The following is a 17,840-nucleotide window of genomic DNA, read 5'->3' as shown; positions in this document are numbered from 1 at the left end:
GGCAAGAAGCCGGCCCCGGTCACCGTCCATGGGTGGACGGTGACCGGGGCTGCCGTGGTTCGGGGCGGGTCCGGGCTCCCGTGCCCCGTACCACAACCTCACTCGAAGAAGTGAAAGCCGCGCGAGAAGGACGGGACGCGCACATGAGCCGCTCCGGTCCCCCCGCGGATGCCCGAGCACGTACCCGTCCTCTTGAGCCAGAACCACAGAAGACTGACGAGACGTCATAATCGATACGGAGAAAGGCCATTGGGCCGCTCACCGGAACGGACACCTTCATCGCGACTCACCGCGCATACGGGGGATGTGTCACCGTGACTCACCGTACTCGGCACCGCCTGACGACCACCGTCAGCTCCATCGCCGCCGCCTTCGCCCTCACCCTTCCGCTCGTGGGCAGTGCGGCCTTCGCGTCACCTTCCGCCGCGGCCCGCCCCACCGCGGGCCGCCTGGACACCGCCGTCGCACCCGCCTCGGCGCCTGCCCTGCCGGCAGGCGTACCGGACAGCGGGAAGCTGCCGTACTACGACGACAGGCTCATGAAAGAGCTCCTGATGATCCGGCTCGCCATGGCGAACGGGCAGCCGGGCCGGGCGTTCAGCGAATGGTCCAACGTGGCCTTCACCCTCGTCGATCCGACCGGTCTGAGCGAGGAGCAGCTGGACGCCATCGTCGAGAACCCGCCCCGGGGCAGTGGGCCGCTGGTCGTCTACCGGAAGGTCGACCTCTTCGAGTTCCGCGACTACCTGCCCGAGGGCGCGTACCAGCGCGTGCGCGATGCGGGCCTCGACCACCTGCTGATGGTCGGCGGGATGAGTTTTCCCAAGCGCCGGAACCCCGACGAGAACACCGATCCCGGCAGCCACTCCGAGCCCCTCGTGCTGCGTGCCCTGGAACGTCTGAGCGCCGACCCGAACTACGACGGTGCCTCCTTCGACGAGCTCACCTGGGCCTCGGAGCGGGACTTCTGCCAGCAGTGCCGCCAGCTCATCGACGGCGGCGCCCGTCGCTTCCACTCCTACGACTACGACCTCACCGACGCCGAGGTCTCCGAGCGCAACCAGAAGATCGCCGTGGCGATGAAGAAGCACACCACGGACAAGGCCCGGGAACGGGCGGTGGCGACGATCAACACCCAGTACAAGAAGATTGCCACGACCCGCAACGCGGAGACCCGGCTGCGGCTCGGCAAGGACATCACCAAGGCGAGGAAGGAGTACGGAGAGGAGCAGCGGCGCGAGAAGGAGTACCAGGAGGCGACCAAGGACACCCTGAAGATCCCGGGTTCCCCCTGCCCTGCTACTACGGTCAACAACGCGTCGATACACGGCAGTTCGCCGGTCACCCTGGCGAACCCCGCGGTCTTCACCCGCTCCGGCCCCCTGCGCTCCCAGCCCTGCGACGAGGGCGAGGGCGCGTCCGCACCGCGCGGCAGCGGCCTGGGGAAGGCCCTCGCCGACCCGGCCTCCGCACCGGGCGGCATCGACTTCACCACCCTGGAGCTGCGCTACCTCTCCGACTCCGGCAAGGGGCTGCGGTACGCCTTCGGAGCGGGCCCCGGCGGCCCCGACAACGAGAAGAACTCGGCAGCGGGCGTGAAGGCCGCCAAGGAGAGCTCCGACGCGTTCTTCGTCTGGCTGTCGATGCCGCGCTCCACGTTCTGGGTGAACCTCAATCCGACCGAGCCGGACCGTATCGTCGACGCGAACCTGGGCCGCACGGACGTGGGCCGCATCCTGCTCCAGGCCGACCTCCAGCTGAAGAAGACGACGGCCGCACTGATACATCCCAAGACCGGGCTGGGCAAGAAGTTCTGGAACCGGATCGGCGGCAGGTGCATGTCGTTCCGCACCTGGGTCGTGCCCGGTCAGGCGCGCGTCAACGAGCAGGGCGACCAGCTCTACATCCTCGACGCGCCGCTGAAGGTGAAGATGGAGTCGCAGCACCTCTCCGGGCAGGGCAGCGAGGGCGCCGCCTCCTGCAAGGACCGCAGCGACCCCGGGTCCGAGGAGCGCAACGAGAAGACGTTCCGGGACCTCATCCTGCCCGGCATCGAGCGGGCCGTGAACCACGCGGCACAGTACGCCGATCTGCGCCGTGTCTATCTCTCCAGGGTCGCCGCGGAGTGGTACCGCGAGCGCGACACCCGGAGCCCGTCCACGTACGGCGACCTCATCGACCGGGGTGACGTGAGCCGCTGGGAGACGCGGACCAAGTGGAAGCCGCGCGACACCTTCGACGCCTACGTGCACTCGTACAAGCACGGCGAGTTCAAGGTCACCGAACGCACCCGCAAGGGCAACTACATCTACACGCGGACCTACATCTACGGCGGCGTCGACCTCTCCCGGCTCCCACTGCGGAAAGTTCCCTCCGCCGACGCCTTCCGCGACCGCTGGGCGGGCATGCAGCAGGACACCGCCCGGTCCGCACAGGCGGCCCGCCCCGCCGCCAACGGCTCGCAGATCTGGATGGGCGGCGACAACTCGGGCACGGGCAAAGACAGTTCCGCGACCGGAGATGACAGAGGCTCGGGCAACGGCCACGGCGGAGCGGACAGCGACAAGGGCCCGAACTCCGCCCAGTCCGCCGGGGGTTCGTCCGGTCTCCTCGGAAGCTGGCTGGTGCCGACGTTGGTGGGCGCCGGGCTGTTGTTCGTCGTGGTTCTGGTCCGCAGGCGGGCTGGACGGGTACGGCCGGGGTCAGGGCCGGGCAGATGAGGCAAGGCGAGGCGAGGTGAGGCGTGAGCGGCGCCCCGGCCGGGACAGCCCTGCATCGCCCGGTCGAGTTCAGTGGCCGGCCAGGGGCCCCGTGGTGGTGAGTGCCGCCTCGACCACCGACTCGACTCGGGCGCGTTGTTGCACGGGAGTGGCCAGGGCGTCGGGCCGCAGGGTGTAGACCGTCCGGAGGTGGTGTTCGGTGCTCGCGAAGATGCCGCTGGTCCAGCCGCCGCTGGAACCGGTCTTGCCCCAGACCCTGGTGCCGTTCAGCTCGATTCCCATCAGGCCGCCGGCACTGAAACAAGCCGCGGACGTGGGGCAGCTGGTGTTCTCGTGGGCGCTGGACACCGCGGGTACCTCGAAGAGGTGCTTCTGCTGGGCCGGCGGGAGGAGCCGTCCGTCCAGCAGGGCCTTCAGGAACGCGTCGAGATCGGCCGCGGTGGACGACAGCCCGCCCTCCGCCCAGGCCCAGGCGATCGTCGGGTCCTCCGAGAGCGCGGTGCGGCGGAGGGACAACGGGCGCAGGATCCGCCGGTCGAGCTCATGGACGAAGGGCCGGCCGGTCACCTCTTCCACGAGCAGCCCGGCAACGAAGCTGTTCAGCCCGTTGTACTGCTGGACGTCTCCGGGGGCCGGGATGTGGCCGGGGCGGGCCGCGGCGTCCGCGTCGAAGGAGGCGGCCACCACTGCGCGCGGGCCGAGCGGAACCCGGACCGGTCGGGGCAGATCGCTGGTGTGGTCCAGGAGCTGGCGTACGGTCATGTCGCCGTAGGCGGACGGGATCAGTCCGGGCAGGTGGGGGCGGACGTGCTCGTCGATGCCGATCCTGTGCTCGGCGACCAGTTGCAGCACCACGGCATCGGTGAAGACCTTGGTCACGCTGCCCACCGGGAACCGGGCGTCCGCCGCCACCGGTCCGGCCGTCCCCGTGAACGGGGCGCGCATGCCCCGGCCGGCGACGCGTACGAGAGCCGCGTCCGTCACTCCGTCGGGGAGGGCGGCCAGCAGCGCCCTCACGGCGGCAGGGTCGCGGGTGCCGGTCGAGTCGTGGGCGGTGACCGTACGAGGCATGGCCGTGGCCGTGGCCGCAGGGGCTGCCGCCAGGCCCGACGTGAGTGCGGCCAGAGCCACGGCGGTGATGGTGCGACGGCGAAGGGCGCGGGGGCGTGCGGTCATCGACAGCTCCAGGGGCGGCGAAGGTGCATTGGGTCGGCGCGGTGCTCGCGCGGGATCAACTCTCCCTCCGAAAGCCACCGTTGAGCATCAGTGATCACCCCGATCCGCCCCGGAGCGACCCCCGATCCGCCACGGGGTGCGGGAAAGGGGAAGGGGGCGGCGTCGCGCGGAGCCCGGCGTGATCCGGAAGGACCGCCTGGCCGTGACCGCGGAGTCACGGACGCCGACCGCCCTGACTCGTCCCGGAGGAAGGTATTTCCCCCGCACTCGTCACCGCGGAGCAGGTGAGAGGACGGCCCGCTGCGTAGGCAGGGGGCTTGGTGCTGGAATAGCCGCATGCCCGATACCCCGTCCCGCACCGGTTCGCGTACCACCCACGACACCGACCTGATCATCGTCGGCGGCGGACCGGCCGGCTGCGCCGCCGCCCGCATGGCCGCCGGCGTCGGCATGCGTTCGGTCCTGATCGAACGGGACGCCCTGTGCCGCAATCTGTACCGCATCCCGGCCCTGAACAACGTCCTCGGCGGCCACACCAGCGGCCCCGGGCTCGCCGACTCCATCACCGCGGAGCTGAACAGCACCGAGCTGTGCCGCCTGGAACTCGGCCGCCACGCCGTCGAACTCCGCGCCGACGACGACCAGGTCGCCGTCACCCTGGACACCGGTACGTGCCTGACCGCCCCGTACGCCGTCGTCGCCACCGGCGTCGGCCCTCTCCAGCCCCGGGACGTCCCCTGGATCACCGCCCCCGACAGCCCCACCCTTCCCCCGCTCTGGCAGGCGGACGCGGACGACGCCGAAGGCCGTACCCTCCTCGTCCTCGGCGGCGACCGCCCGATCGGCACCTTCCTGCGCGCCCACCCGACCACCGACACCCGCCTGCTCGTCGCTCAGCCCGAGGCCGACGCGTACAAGACCGAGGAGATCCGCGACGACCCCCGCGTCACACTCCTGCCCGTCGAGCACCTGACGCTGCACCCTGCCGAACAGGCCATGGTGGCAGCGGACACGGTGGGCCGGGACGGCGGGCGGCGTACGGTCACGGCGGACGCCGTCTACGTGAGCATCGGGAGCGCGCCCACCGCCCCGCCCGGCGACCTCAGCCGCGACGGGGACGGCTACTGCCCGCCGGCCCGCCAGCACCCCCGCATCATCGTGGCCGGTGACCTGCGCTCCGCCCGCTTTCAGCGGATCATGACCGCCCTGGGCTCCGGCAGCGAGGCCGCGCTGCGCGCCTATTACGCGATGCGGGAGCGGCCGAGCCGTTGATCCTGGCCGGATTCGGGCCGAGGAATACGGGCCGGGCCGCCACGGCTGCCGGTCCGAAGCAGGCCTGCCACCGAGGGAACGGTGCTGACCGGAACCCCGTTGGAATCGGCGGGTGGCCGTGACCGCGGTTCCCCGGGCCGGAGGGGGGAGGGGCGGTGCACACCAGCACGGTGCCGGACAGCCCGGCGCAGCGACGCGTCGAGGAAGTCCTGGCGGAGGTGACGGGGTCGGGCGTGGAGGCCGGGGTGCAGGTGGCGGCCTGGCACGACGGCGAGTTGGTGGTCGACGCCTGGGCGGGGACGGCCGACGCCGCCGAGGGACGGCCCATGGGACCGGACACCCTGGTGCCGGCCTGGTCGGCCGGCAAGGGCGTGGCGGCGGCCCTGGTCGCGGTGTTGGTGGATCAGGGAGCGCTGGCGTACGAAGCGCCGGTGGCGCGGTACTGGCCGCGGTTCGGTACGGCCGGGAAGGAGCGGATCACCCTCGGGCAGGTGCTCGGCCATATGGCAGGGTTGCCCCGGCTGCCGGTGGACACGACCCCGGAGCGGCTGCTCGACCTGCCGGCCATGGCCGACTGGGTCGCCGGGCAGCGGCCGCAGTGGGAGCCCGGCAGCGCGTTCGGCTACCACGCCTGGACCTACGGGGTGCTGCTGGCCGAGATCCTGCGCCGCGCCACCGGCCGGACCTGTGACCAGCTGCTGCGCGAGGAGCTGGCCGGTCCGCTCGGGATCGGTGACGAGCTGCTGTTCCACGTCCCTGAGCACCTGGCCTCGCGGGTGGCCACCTGTTACGACGGCGGCTGGGCGGCGCGGCTGGAGCGGATGCCGCCCGGGGCGCCGTTCTTCGACTGCGTTCCCCATGGGGTGCTGCCGGTGGCGGAGTTGGGCAACCGCGCCGATTTCCGGCGTACGGCACTGCCGGCCAACGGGATCATGACCGCACGCGGGGCCGCCCGTCTGTACGCGGTGCTGGCCTGCGGAGGTGAGCTGGAGGGGGTGCGGCTGCTGTCGGCGGCGACCCTGAAGGAGGCGACCACGGGGTGGGTGAGCGGGATGGACAGGATGATGGGCACCACCTGCACGATGGGCGGCGGCTTCGTGATCGGGGACAGCGGGCCGAAGCCGTTGCGCCCGGCGGGCGGCTTCGGCCACAGTGGGTCGGGCGGCAGCACGGCCTTCGCCGACCCCGCGCACCGGTTCTCCTTCGCCCTGGTCAAGAACCGGATGACCGTGCCCGGTCTGGACGTGCGGCTGGCGGACGAGATCCGTACGGCGCTCGGCATCGCGAGCGACTGAGCACCTGGGGATCCGTTGCCCGCCCCCCCCTGTCCCCCCCCCAAGACTCAGGTCAGGATTCAGGGCTGTTTCTGCGGCGGATGAGTGTCGTCGTAGCGGCGCCGGTTCTCCCCGATTTCCTCGCGGTGGACGGTGGCCCAATTGCCCAGGGCGGTGGCGGCGTCCAGCAGCGTCGAGCCGAGTTCGGTCAAGGTGTACTCCACGCGGGGCGGAACGGTGGCATAGACGGTGCGGGTCAGCAGACCGTCACGTTCGAGCTGCCGCAGGGTCAGTGTGAGCATCCGCTGGGAGATGCCGGTGACGGCACGGTGAAGCTCGCCGAAGCGCAGCGTGCCGTCGCGGAGCTGTCCGACGACCAGGATGCTCCACTTGTCGCCGATCACGCCAAGGATCTGCAGCACCTGCCGGCACACGTCCTCGTCGGGCTCGCCGCATTCGCGCGCGTCGACGACGGCTGTCAGTGGGCTGTCCGGGATGGGGGACAACGGTTATCTCCGTGTACGTGAACGACAGCAATGTGCCGTCTTGTCCCTCCCATCGTAGTGACGAACCATGTGGCTACGTACAGATCGTAAGTATCGGAACCTGTACGGGTGTTGGTCCGGGGCTCTGCTCGGAGAGGAACGTCGGTGGCTAAGACACTGGTTGTCGTCGGTGCGGGTCCGGGGCTCGGGATGGGGTGGCCCGTGCGTTCGGCCGCCGTGGCTTCAAGGTCGGACTGATCGCGCGTACCAGGGTGAGACTGGAGGACCTGGTAGCCGAGTTGGCCGGGCTGGGCGTCACCGCCGCTGCCTTCCCCGCCGACATCCGCGACCACGAATCCCTCACCGCTGCTCTCGCCGCGGCGGAGAGCGCGATGGGGCCGATCGACGTCCTGGAATTCAGCCCCAGCCCGACCGGGCCGATCACGCGCGCCGCCGGGACCACGGTCGCCTCGGCCACAGCACAGTTCGAACTGCATGTACGGGGAGCGGTGGTGGCGGTGCGGCACGTACTGCCGGACATGGTGAAGGGATTCCGGGCCTCCTGCGGCGGCCGAGGCGCCTGCCAATGTGTCTGCCAATCTGCCTGCCATGATCGTCATCATGGGGATACACATCGCACCGGCCACAGTGGCCGACTTTCACCAGGTCCTGACTGATCACCCCCGTTACTGGGGCGAACGCGACCTCCGATCGCTGCACCTTCTGGTACTGGTCCAGGAGTTCGGTCCCACCTGCTTGGTCGCCCGTGCCGAGGACGGAATCCGTGGGTACGTCTTCGGGTTCGTCACCCCGGACGGCACCGGCTATGTGCATCTGATCGCCACGCGGGACGACGCCCGTGGCACCGGTCTCGGGCGTCGTCTCCACACGGCGTTCGCCGAAGCGGCGGAGCGGCAGGGTGCACGGCGGCTGAAGGCGATCACATCGGTCGAGAACACCGGCTCGATCGCCTTCCACCGCAGCCTCGGCTTCGACGCGGAGATCGTCGACGACTACAACGGCCCCGGCCGGGCCATGGCCGTCTTCCATCGAGACGTGTCATCGGGGATCTGACGAAGGCCCCTGGTTCCGGGACCTGTGCGATCGCGCCGCTGCCGCCGCCGGACCGCCACATCAGGCCGTACCCGAGGGGCTTGTCCCCCTCCACCGGGACATGGGAGATACCGGGGCGGCCGTGGTGCAGGGCGACGTGGGCCCCTGAGGACGTGTCCGGTGGCTCAGGTCCCTTTGTTACCAATTGCGGACAGGAACGCGGTGAACAACTCCTGCCCGGGTGCCGTCTCACGGGGCGCAGCGAACAGCAGATCCGGCCGGTCCCCCTGCGGCAGCAGGCGCGGCCGCCGCATCCTGATATCTCATGGGGGCTCCACAATGACCACTCGTCGTGCTCGCCGTACCGTCCGTTCCGCCGCCCTGGTGGCCGTCGCCGCGGCGGCGGTACTCTCGCTGACCGCCTGCCAGAGCGGAGGCAACGGTGCCGCCGCCGGTTCGGAGAAGGCCCGGGCCGGGGTCGGTGCGCGGACCGTGACGTCCGCCGCGTACCGCACCACCGCCGAGACCGCCGAGACCGCCCAGGCCAAGGCGGGTTACCCGGTCCGCACGCAGACCCTGGTGGACGGCAGCAAGGCCGAGATCTACGAGCTCGGTGACCAGCACTACCGTGTCAAGATCGTCAGCCGTGGTTCGGTCCTGGCCACGCTGGAGACGAAGGGGGCCGACGCCGGGCTCGACGCCAACGACATGTTCGTCGTGCTCACGTTGGGCGGTGAGGTCCACTCCTGGATGGGCGGCGGACACACCGGACCGGGCACCTTCAAGCTCGCGGGCGGGTGGACGGCCAAGGTCACGAAGACCGGCGAGCTGCGGTACCGCGCGCAGATCATCGGCCACGACGGCTCGGTGGACGCCACGATCGAGGCGAACCAGCACGATGTCGGGCTCGACGCCAATGGCGTGTACATCGTGCTCAGCGCCGGAGGCGTGATCAGCTCCCACGCGTAAGCGCCTGCCCGGCCGTACCGGCGGCTGTCGCAGCCGCCGGTACGGCCGGGGCGCGCGGGCGCGGGGGACGCAACCCGTCCGCGCCCGCGCCTCTATCGGGACCTCCTCAGAGCCGGCTGTCGAGCCACTGGTGGATGGCGAGTGCGGTGGTACGGGCGTGCTCCTCCAGCATGGTGAAGTGGTCCCCCGGCACAGTGATCTCGGTGTGCGGCAGGCTCCACTCCGGGGCGGGGTCGGCGCCGGGCAGCGGATCCCGGGCCCGTACGTACAGGGTGGGACAGGCGAGCGGCGCGGGCTTCCAGCCACGGAAGAGCTCGAAGTATCCGGCCATGGCGGTGAGCCGGTCGGGACTGGTGGAGGCGAACTCCGCCGCCCGGCGCAGCATGTCCGCCGTCATCGTGGAGAGATCCTCCCCCCGGTCGCCGTGACCCGGGGGATAGGTGTCCACCAGGACGACGGCCACCGGGGCGGCCCCCTCGGACTCCAGCCGCTCGGCCACGGCATGGGCCACCCAGCCACCGGCCGACCGCCCCAGCAGTACCAGGGGGCCTTCGGCCGCGGCTGAACGGACGGCAGCGGCCTGGGCGGTGACGAGCGCGTCCAGTGTGGCGGGCAGGGCCTCTCGGGGCTCGAACCCCGGGTGCCGCATCGCGGACACCGGCCGCAGCCCTCGCAGCCCGGCGCCGAAACGCGCGTACTCCTGCGGTCCGGACAGTGCGCTGAGCGCGGGGGAGCAGACCATCCGGACCCCCGTGCCACCCGCCGTGAGCATGACGGGTTCGTGCACCGCACCGGGTGCCGCGGTCCCGTCGAAGACCGGGCGGAGGCGCGCGGCGACGGTGAGGAGCACCATCCCGTCCCAGCTCCGCCCCCGCGCGCACGCGGTACGGAACAGCGCGCCCAGGGAGTGCGGGGCTTCCCCGGCATGCGGTGCTTCGGCGACCCGCACCCGGGCGTCCGGCGAAGCGCCCGTCCCCGGACCGCCTCCTGAACCGTCGTCCGGACCGCTTCCCGAACTGTCGTCCGTACCACCCCCCGTGCCGTCGCCCGCCGGCCGGCCCGGGAAGTCCGGGGAATCGTCGGCACCGGGCCGCGCCCGGCCATCGGGTGCGGCGTCCGCGCGCGGTGCCTCGCCGGCGTACCACCGCGTCAGTTCGGTGGCGAGCGCGCGCGGCGTCGGGAAGTCGAACAGCAGCGTGGACGGCAGCGCCAGCCCCGTCCATACCGCGAGCTCGTTGCGCAGATCGACCGCGGCCAGGGAATCCAGCCCCAGATCCGCCAGCAGGGCGTCCTCGTCGATCTCGCCCGCTCCGTCCTGGTGGCCCAGGACGGAGGCCGCCAGGGTCCGGACCTTGGTGAGCAGCACCCCGTGCATCTCGTCGGGGGAGGCGACCGCCGACAACCGGCCGAGCCCGTCCCCGCTCCCTTCGACCGTGTGGGCAGCAGGAGTGCGGAGCGGGTTCGCCGCCGCGTCGCTGCCGCGGAGGGCGGCCGGGAAGAGGCGGGCCGCCACCACCACGGGTTCGTCACCGGCCACGGCCGCGTCGAAGAGCGCCAGACCCTCGTCCGGTCCGAGCGGGGCGAACCCGGAGCGGGCCATCCGCTGCCGGTCCGCGTCGCCGAGGTGCGCCATCATGCCGTCGCTCTGCTGCCAGGGGCCCCAGGCGATCGACGTACCGGGCAGTCCGAGCCGCCCGCGGTGCCGCGCCAGGGCATCCAGCACACAGTTGGCCGCGGCGTAGTTGGCCTGGCCCGCGGAGCCGAAGGTGCCCGCGATCGAGGAGAACAGCGCGAACACGGCCAGGTCGTGACCCCGGGTCAGCTCGTGCAGCGCGAGAGCGGCGTCCACCTTGGGGCGCAGCACGCGCTTCAGCCGGTCGGTGGTGAGCGCCGCGACGACGCCGTCGTCCAGCACCCCCGCGGTGTGCACGACGCCGGTCAGCGGGTGGGCCGCCGGCACCGTGTCGAGCAGGGCCGCGAGCGCGGTCCGGTCCGCGACGTCACAGGCGTGAACGGTCACCCGGGCGCCCGCCTCGCCCAGCTCCGCGACGAGTTCCCGCGCCCCCGGGGCATCCGGCCCGCGTCGGCCGACGAGCAGCAGACGCCGGACGCCGTGAACGGCGACCAGATGCCGCGCCACCAGCATGCCCAGCGAACCGGTGCCGCCGGTGACCAGGACGGTGCCCTCCGGGTCGAGCGTCCGCCCCTTCCGCGGCTTCGACGCCGCCCCGGCCACGGGCACCAGCTCCGGTACGTACACCGTCCCCCGGTGCACGGCCGCCTCCGGCACCGGGGCCGCCAGCAGTGCGGGCAGGGCGCTCCAGGAATCGGGGTGCCCGTCCACGTCGATCAGGGCGAAGCGGCCCGGATTCTCCCGCACGGCCGAGCGGACCAGTCCCCACACCGGAGTGTGCAACGGCACGGACGCCGTCCCCTCGGACCGGCCGTCGCTCCCGCGACCGGCACCGTCCGCGGGGAGTCCGTCCTCGGCCGGAGCGACGGCACCGGACGTCACCAGGACGAGACGGGAGCGGGACAGGCGCGGCTCGGCGAGCCATTCCTGTACGAGCCCCAGCGCCCGGTCCGCCGCCCGCAGTAGACCGGCGGCCCGGTCCTGCCCGTCGTCGGCCGTGTCCGGCGGGCAGGGTGCCACGACGACGGCCGACGCCGCGTCGCACGCCGCCGGGCCCGCGTAGACCGGGACGCCGGAACCCGGCGGCGCGAGAGCGTCCACCAGCCGGGTGCCCGCCTCGCCCAGGACCCCCCAGCGGGGCAGTGCCACGGGTGCGGACGGCTCGGCCGACACCACCCAGTCCAGCCGGTGGAGGGCCCCGGTGACCGCGTCCGCCTCCGTCGGTCCGGTACGCGGAAGCCGGCGGAGCGCCAGCGAACGGACCGTCGCCACCGGTGAGCCCGTCTCGTCGGTCAGCTCCACCCCGGACCGGCCGTCCGGGCCGGGGGCCACCCGTACCCGCACGCGCCGCACACCGGCGGTGTGCACGCGCACCCCGCTGAAGGCGAACGGCAGGGCGAGCCCGTCGGCCGCCTCACCGGCTGCCCCCGCATCGTTCGCGACAAGGCTGTCCAGGGCCACGGCGTGCAGCGCCGCGTCGAGCAGCGCGGGGTGCAGGACGAACCCCGGGCCGTCCGCCGCCCGGCGCGCGGTCCGGGCCGCCTCCGGCAGTGCGACGTCCGCGTACAGCTCCTCCCCGTGCCGCCAGGCGGTACTCATGCCCCGGAAGGCGGGGCCGTAACGCAGCCCTTCGGCGGCCAGCCGCTCGTACGGTCCGCTCTCCGGACCGTCGGCACGCAGGGGTACCGCCGCCTCCGGCGGCCAGGGCGCGTCCGGCCGGGGCGCGCCGCCGGGTCCGTCCGCGTCGGGCCGCGCCGGTGAGAGCGTGCCGGTGGCGTTCCGGAGCCAGGGCTCCTCGCCCGCCGGGGTGTGCGGCCGGGAGTGGAAGAGCACCGTCCGCCGTCCTGTGCCGTCCGCCCCGGCCACCCTCACCTGCAAGGCGACAGCGCCGCCCGGGGGCAACGGCAGCGGCGCGGTCAGAACGAGCTCGTCCAGGACGTCCGCGCCCGCCAACCCGCCTGCGTGGAGGGCCATTTCGACGAACGCGGTGGCGGGCAGCAAGATCTCCCCGGCCACCACATGGTCGGCGAGCCACGGCTGGTCCCGCACCGACAGCACCCCGCTCAGCAGCAGCCCGTCGTCGTCGGCCGTGCGGGTGCCCGACCGGAGGAACGGATGGGCGTGCCCGGCCTCCGGGGAGACGTGCGGAAGCTCCGGTACGGCCTCCAGCCAGTACCGGCGGCGCTGGAAGGCGTACGTGGGCAGGGCGACGCGCCGCCCGTCGCCCCCGGCGAACACCGCCCGCCAGTCGACGGGAACGCCCTGGGCGTGCAGCGCGGCCACCGTGTCGAGCAGGGCGTCCGCCTCCGGCCGCTTCCCGCGCAGGGTCGGCAGGACCAGCGGCACCGGGCCACGCCCGCCGCCCGCTTCCCCCGTGTCCGGGCCCGCCCCGGACACGGCAAGGCACTCACGTACCAGGCCGGTGAGCACCCCCTCCGGACCCAGTTCGACGTAGTGGGCCACGCCCTGCTCGGCCAGGTACGCCACCGAATCGGCGAAGCGGACCGGACGGCGGACATGGTCCACCCAGAACTCCGGCGTGCACACCTCCTCGGCGCCGGCCGCCCGGCCCCGCACCGCGGTGACCAGAGGCAGCCGGGGCGCGGCGAAGGACAGCCGCCGGACCACGTCACCGAACTCGGCCAGCACGGGCTCCATCCGGGCGGAATGGAAGGCATGACCCACCCGCAGCGGCTTCACCGGACGGCCCCGCTCCCGGAAGTACGCGCCCACCTCCCGCACCGCCGACTCGTCGCCGGACACCACCACCGAGGCAGGCCCGTTGACCGCGGCGATCTCCACCGCACCCCCGGTCCCGGCGAGGCGGGCGGCCACCTCGTCCGCGCCGGCCGCCACGGCCGCCATCGCACCGCCCGGGGGCAGCGCGTCCATCAGCCGGCCCCGGGCCGCCACCAGCGCGCACGCGTCCGCGAGGGACAGCACCCCGGCGACGTGCGCCGCCGTCACCTCGCCCACCGAGTGCCCGGCCACCGGGCCGGGGCGTACCCCCCACGCCTCGAACTGCCGGAACAGCGCCGTCTCCAGGGCGAAGAGCGCCGGCTGTGCGAACCGGGTCGTCTCCAGCAACGCGCCCTTCTCCGTACCGGGCCCGGCGAACATGACGTCCCGCAGCGGCACCGGAAGCAGCGGGTCGAGCAGGGCACAGCACTCGTCCAGCGAACGGGCGAACGCCGGATGCAGATCCCGCGACTCGTACAACTCGCGGCCCATGCCCACACGCTGACTGCCCTGACCGGTGAACAGGAAGGCCGTCGAGCCGTGTGGGCGGGACGTGCCCGTGTGCACCCCGGACCCGCCGTCGCCCTCCGCCACGGCCCACAGGGAGTCGAGCAGCCCGGCACGGTCCCGGGCCACCACCACGGCCCGGTGCTCCAGGGCCGCACGCGTGGTGGCGAGCGAGTACCCGATGTCCGCCAGGGACGCGTCGGGAGCGGCGGCCACATGGTCGTAGAGCCGTCGCGCCTGGGCCCGCAGCCCCGGCACGCTCCTCGCCGACACCGGGAAGGCCACCGAGGGCCGCCCGGAACGCGCCGCACGCCCCGGCACCGCCCCGGGCCCGACACGGTCGCTCGCCGCCGCCGTCGCCCCGCCGTCCGCGGCGGTGGACAGCGACGCCTCCACCCCGCCGTCCGGGGCCTCTTCGAGCACCACATGGGCGTTGGTGCCACTGATCCCGAACGACGACACCCCCGCCCGGCGCGGACGGTCCGTCGCGGGCCACTCCACCGCCCGGGTCAGCAGCGCGATCCGCTCCGACGACCAGTCGACCCGGGGCGTCGGCTCGTCGGCGTGCAACGTACGCGGAAGCACCCCGTGCCGCATCGCCTGCACCATCTTGATCAGACCGGCCACTCCGGCGGCGGCCTGGGTATGACCGATGTTCGACTTCACCGAGCCCAGCCGGAGGGGAGTCGGCCGGTCCTGACGCCCGTACGTGGCGAAGAAGGCCTCCGCCTCGATGACGTCCCCCAGCCGGGTGCCGGTGCCGTGCGCCTCCACCGCGTCGATGTCCCCGGGACCGAGCCCCGCGTCCGCGAGCGCCTGCCGGATCACCCGCTGCTGCGCCGGTCCGTGCGGTGCGGTCAGCCCATTGCTCGCCCCGTCCTGGTTGATCGCCGAGCCGCGCACCACGGCCAGTACCGGGAGCCCGGCGCGGCGCGCCTCGGACAACCGGCTCAGCAGCAGCATTCCGGCACCCTCGGCCCACCCCGTGCCGTCGGCGGACGCACCGAACGCCTTGCAGCGGCCGTCCGGCGACAGGGCCCGCTGGCGGCTGAACTCCACGAACGAGGAGGGCCCCGACATCACCGTGGCGCCACCGGCCAACGCGAAGGCGCATTCGCCCCGGCGCAGCGCCTGGGCCGCCAGGTGCAGGGCCACCAGGGACGAGGAACACGCGGTGTCCACGGTGATGGCCGGGCCTTCGAGACCGAAGGCGTAGGCGATACGGCCCGAGGCGACGCTTCCGGCGTTGCCGAGGCCGAGGTACCCCTCGACCTGCTCGGGCGTCTTCGTCAGGCCGCGTGCGTAGTCGCTGTACATCAGCCCGACGTACACCCCGGTCGCCGAGCCTCGCAGCGTGCCGGGGACGAGACCGGCGTACTCGAAGGCCTCCCACGCCACTTCGAGCAGCAGTCGGTGCTGCGGGTCCATGGCCAGCGCCTCGCGGGGCGAGATACCGAAGAAGCCGGGGTCGAAGCGGTCCACGCCGGAGAGGAAGCCCCCCTCGCGCACATAGGTCCGTCCGGGCCGCCCGGGGTCCGGGTCGTACAGGGCCTCGACGTCCCAGCCCCGGTCGGTGGGGAAGGGGCCGATGGCGTCCGTCCCGTCGGACACCAGCCGCCACAGCTCCTCGGGAGAGGTCACTTCTCCGGGATAGCGGCAGGCCATCCCGACGATCACCACGGGGTCGTCGTCCGACCGGACCGCGCTCCGGTCCACGGGCCCGGCACCGGCCGGCTCGGTGGCGTTCCGTTCCCCTAGGTGGATGGCGAGCGCCGCGGCGGTGGGAAAGTCGAAGGCGACGGCCTCGGAGAGCGGCAGGCCGGTCGCCGCCGACAGCCGCTCCCGCAGCACGGTCGCCGTCAAGGAGTCCATCCCCAGGTCCCGCAGCGCCGTGTCCGGCTCCACCGACTGGGCCGTACAGCCGAGTACGGCCGCCACCTCGCCCCGCACCAGGGCCAGCAGGTCCTCCGACGGCTTCCCGTCGGCCTCCGTACCCAGCGCCTGTGCGGACTTGTCGGCCTCCGTACCCACTGCCTGTGCGGACTCGTCGGCCGCCGCGCCCAGTGCCCGTGCCGGCAGTCCGGCGAGATCCCGGCGCACGGTCTTCCCGGAGGCGGTACGGGGAAGGTCCGCCACCTCGAACAGCTCGACGGGCACCTTGAAGCCGGACAGTTCCGCACGGCAGGCGGCGAGGACGCGCCCCCGGTCCAGCACACCGCCGGGTTCGGCCACGAGATAGCCGACCGGTACCTCGCCGAAGACGGGGTGCGGGCGTCCGGCCACGGCGGCGTCCGCCACCCCGGGCAGCCGCCGCAGTACCGCCTCCACTTCCGAAGGATGGATGCTCACCCCGCCCCGGATGATCAGATCGCTCGCCCGGCCGGTGATCGCCAGTCCACCGGAGGCGTCGATCCTGGCCAGGTCACCGGTGCGGAACCAGCCGTCCCGCAGCACCTCCGCGGTGGCTTCCGGCCTGCCGTGGTAACCGGCCATCACCCCGGGCCCGCTGACCCACAACTCGCCCTCGCCCGTGTCCCGGCCGTCGGGGCCCCCACCGACCCGGACCCGGGTGCCGGGCAGTACCCGGCCGCATCCCCCGGATCCCGTCATCCGGCCCGGTTCCGGCATGGTGACCGGGCCCACCTCCGTGCTGCCGTAGTGCTCCAGATACGGCACACCGCAGACCGCCTCGAAGGACTCGCCGAACCCGGGCCCCGCCGCGGCGCCACCGCTGACACAACCCCGCAGCGCGGGGGCACCGAGACCGCCGCCGCCCTCACCACCCTCGCCGCCGTCGCCGCCCTCCTCGCCCCGGACCGCGTCGAGGAGTGCGGAGTACGTGGTCGGAACCCCGCCGAGCAGGGTGAACGATGCGCCCTCCCGGCGCAGTTCGCCGAGTACCCCCGCCACCGTGAACCGGGGCAGCAGCACCGCGCTCGCCCCCGCCGCGGTCACCCCGAGGAAGCACACGATCTGGCTCATCGCGTGATGGAGGGGCAACGGCCACAGCACACGGTCCCGTTCGGACAGGCTCAGGACACCGACCAGGCCGGTCGCGATCGGCGCCAGGCGGTTGCGCTGGGTGGACAGGACGCCCTTGGGCACGCCGGAGGAGCCCGAGGTGTAGAGCAGCCAGGCCACGTCGTCCAGGGCGAGATCGTCGCGGGCGGGTGTCCGCGGCTCCGTACCCGCCAACTCCTCGAACCGCAGCCCGCCGTCCATCGCCGCGGGCCGGTCACCGGTGTCCTCCTCGGCGCCGCCTTCGGCCACGACCAGGGTCACCCCGGGCCGCGACAGCAGCGTCCGATGCCGCGTCAGACAGGCTTCATCGGTGAGGAGTACCCGCGCCCCGCTGTCGTCGAGCAGGCGGGCCAGCTCCTCCTCCGAGCTCCCGGGGTCCAGGGGCACGCCCACGGCGCTCGCCCGGGTGACGGCGAGCAGGCTCTCGACCGCCTCGACACGGTTGCCGAGCAGTACGGCCACCCGGTCACCGCGCTCCACGCCGAGTCCGGACAGGTGACCGGCCAGCCGCGCGGTCCTCCGCTCCAGCTCCCGGTAGGTCACCCGCCTGAGCCGGTCCTCGAAGGAGATCCTGTCCCCGAGGCGCCGGGCGTGGTGCCCGAGCAGCTCCGGCAGCGGTTTGACGATGTCGGCGTGGCTGTCCACCACATGACCTCCTTGAGATGACCCGCCGTTGAGGACGGCAGCATGCCGCACCAGGTTGCCTCCTGGAGGTGGGGCGATCCGGACGGGGGTACGGCTCACCGATCATCGAACCGGGTGGTCATGTGCCGTATGCCCGGAGCGACGGCACCGAGGCTCGCTGTCGCGGGGGACCGCCGGGACGCTCGGCACTGCGGCCGGGACGGGGCTGTCGGACGCGGCCGGGACGGGGCTGTCGGACGCGGCCGAGCAGAGCCCGCAGGACGTGGCCGGGACGGGGCTGTCGGACGTGGCCGGGACCGATCCGCCGGACGTGGCCGAGGAGGTCCGGCGCTGCGGCGAAATGGAG

The 17,840-nt window shown here is 73.0% G+C and carries 9 protein-coding genes; 6 read left to right on the top strand and 3 right to left on the bottom strand.

What is annotated here, in order from left to right; translation table 11 throughout:
- Nucleotides 1–314 precede the first annotated feature (314 nt).
- Nucleotides 315–2,720, top strand: a complete 2,406-nt coding sequence (locus GA0115234_RS25755; RefSeq protein ID WP_093546037.1) for a hypothetical protein — start codon at nt 315–317, stop codon at nt 2,718–2,720.
- 69 nt (nt 2,721–2,789) lie between these two features.
- On the opposite strand, the gene GA0115234_RS25750 is transcribed toward GA0115234_RS25755, so the two are convergent.
- Nucleotides 2,790–3,896, bottom strand: a complete 1,107-nt coding sequence (locus GA0115234_RS25750) for a serine hydrolase domain-containing protein (protein WP_093546034.1) — start codon at nt 3,894–3,896, stop codon at nt 2,790–2,792.
- 336 nt (nt 3,897–4,232) lie between these two features.
- Here GA0115234_RS25750 and GA0115234_RS25745 point away from each other — a divergent pair, with 336 nt between their 5' ends.
- A complete protein-coding gene (locus GA0115234_RS25745) occupies nt 4,233–5,168 on the top strand; it encodes an FAD-dependent oxidoreductase (protein ID WP_093546031.1) in 936 nt (311 codons plus the stop codon).
- Between the two features lie 155 nt (nt 5,169–5,323).
- A complete protein-coding gene (locus GA0115234_RS25740) occupies nt 5,324–6,463 on the top strand; it encodes a serine hydrolase domain-containing protein (RefSeq protein WP_093546028.1) in 1,140 nt (379 codons plus the stop codon).
- A gap of 59 nt (nt 6,464–6,522) precedes the next feature.
- Here the strand turns inward: GA0115234_RS25740 and GA0115234_RS25735 are convergent, their stop codons facing one another.
- Complete coding sequence (locus GA0115234_RS25735; protein WP_093546155.1) at nt 6,523–6,864, bottom strand: winged helix-turn-helix transcriptional regulator; 342 nt, start codon at nt 6,862–6,864, stop codon at nt 6,523–6,525.
- A 278-nt stretch (nt 6,865–7,142) separates the two neighbouring features.
- Between GA0115234_RS25735 and GA0115234_RS44465 the strand changes: the two genes are divergently transcribed.
- The 3 genes from GA0115234_RS44465 (at nt 7,143) to GA0115234_RS25720 (ending at nt 8,949) form a co-directional block, all read left to right on the top strand.
- Nucleotides 7,143–7,604 carry an SDR family NAD(P)-dependent oxidoreductase gene (locus GA0115234_RS44465; RefSeq protein WP_202554162.1) on the top strand — a complete coding sequence of 154 codons (462 nt, stop codon included), beginning with the start codon at nt 7,143–7,145 and terminating at the stop codon, nt 7,602–7,604.
- The gene (locus GA0115234_RS25725; protein ID WP_093546025.1) at nt 7,537–8,001 is read left to right on the top strand and encodes a GNAT family N-acetyltransferase; all 465 of its coding nucleotides are present in this window, start codon (nt 7,537–7,539) and stop codon (nt 7,999–8,001) included. The genes GA0115234_RS44465 and GA0115234_RS25725 overlap by 68 nt, the downstream gene beginning before the upstream one ends.
- Before the next feature lie 318 nt (nt 8,002–8,319).
- On the top strand, nt 8,320–8,949 hold the full coding sequence (locus tag GA0115234_RS25720; protein ID WP_093546022.1) for a hypothetical protein: 630 nt from the start codon (nt 8,320–8,322) through the stop codon (nt 8,947–8,949).
- A 106-nt stretch (nt 8,950–9,055) separates the two neighbouring features.
- Here the strand turns inward: GA0115234_RS25720 and GA0115234_RS25715 are convergent, their stop codons facing one another.
- Nucleotides 9,056–17,494 carry a type I polyketide synthase gene (locus GA0115234_RS25715; protein ID WP_093546152.1) on the bottom strand — a complete coding sequence of 2,813 codons (8,439 nt, stop codon included), beginning with the start codon at nt 17,492–17,494 and terminating at the stop codon, nt 9,056–9,058.
- Between the last annotated feature and the right edge of the window lie 346 nt (nt 17,495–17,840).

This window comes from Streptomyces sp. DvalAA-43 (genome assembly GCF_900091725.1).
Classification (GTDB): Bacteria; Actinomycetota; Actinomycetes; order Streptomycetales; family Streptomycetaceae; genus Streptomyces; species Streptomyces pulveraceus.
This window is presented reverse-complemented; position numbering and strand designations above follow the sequence as displayed.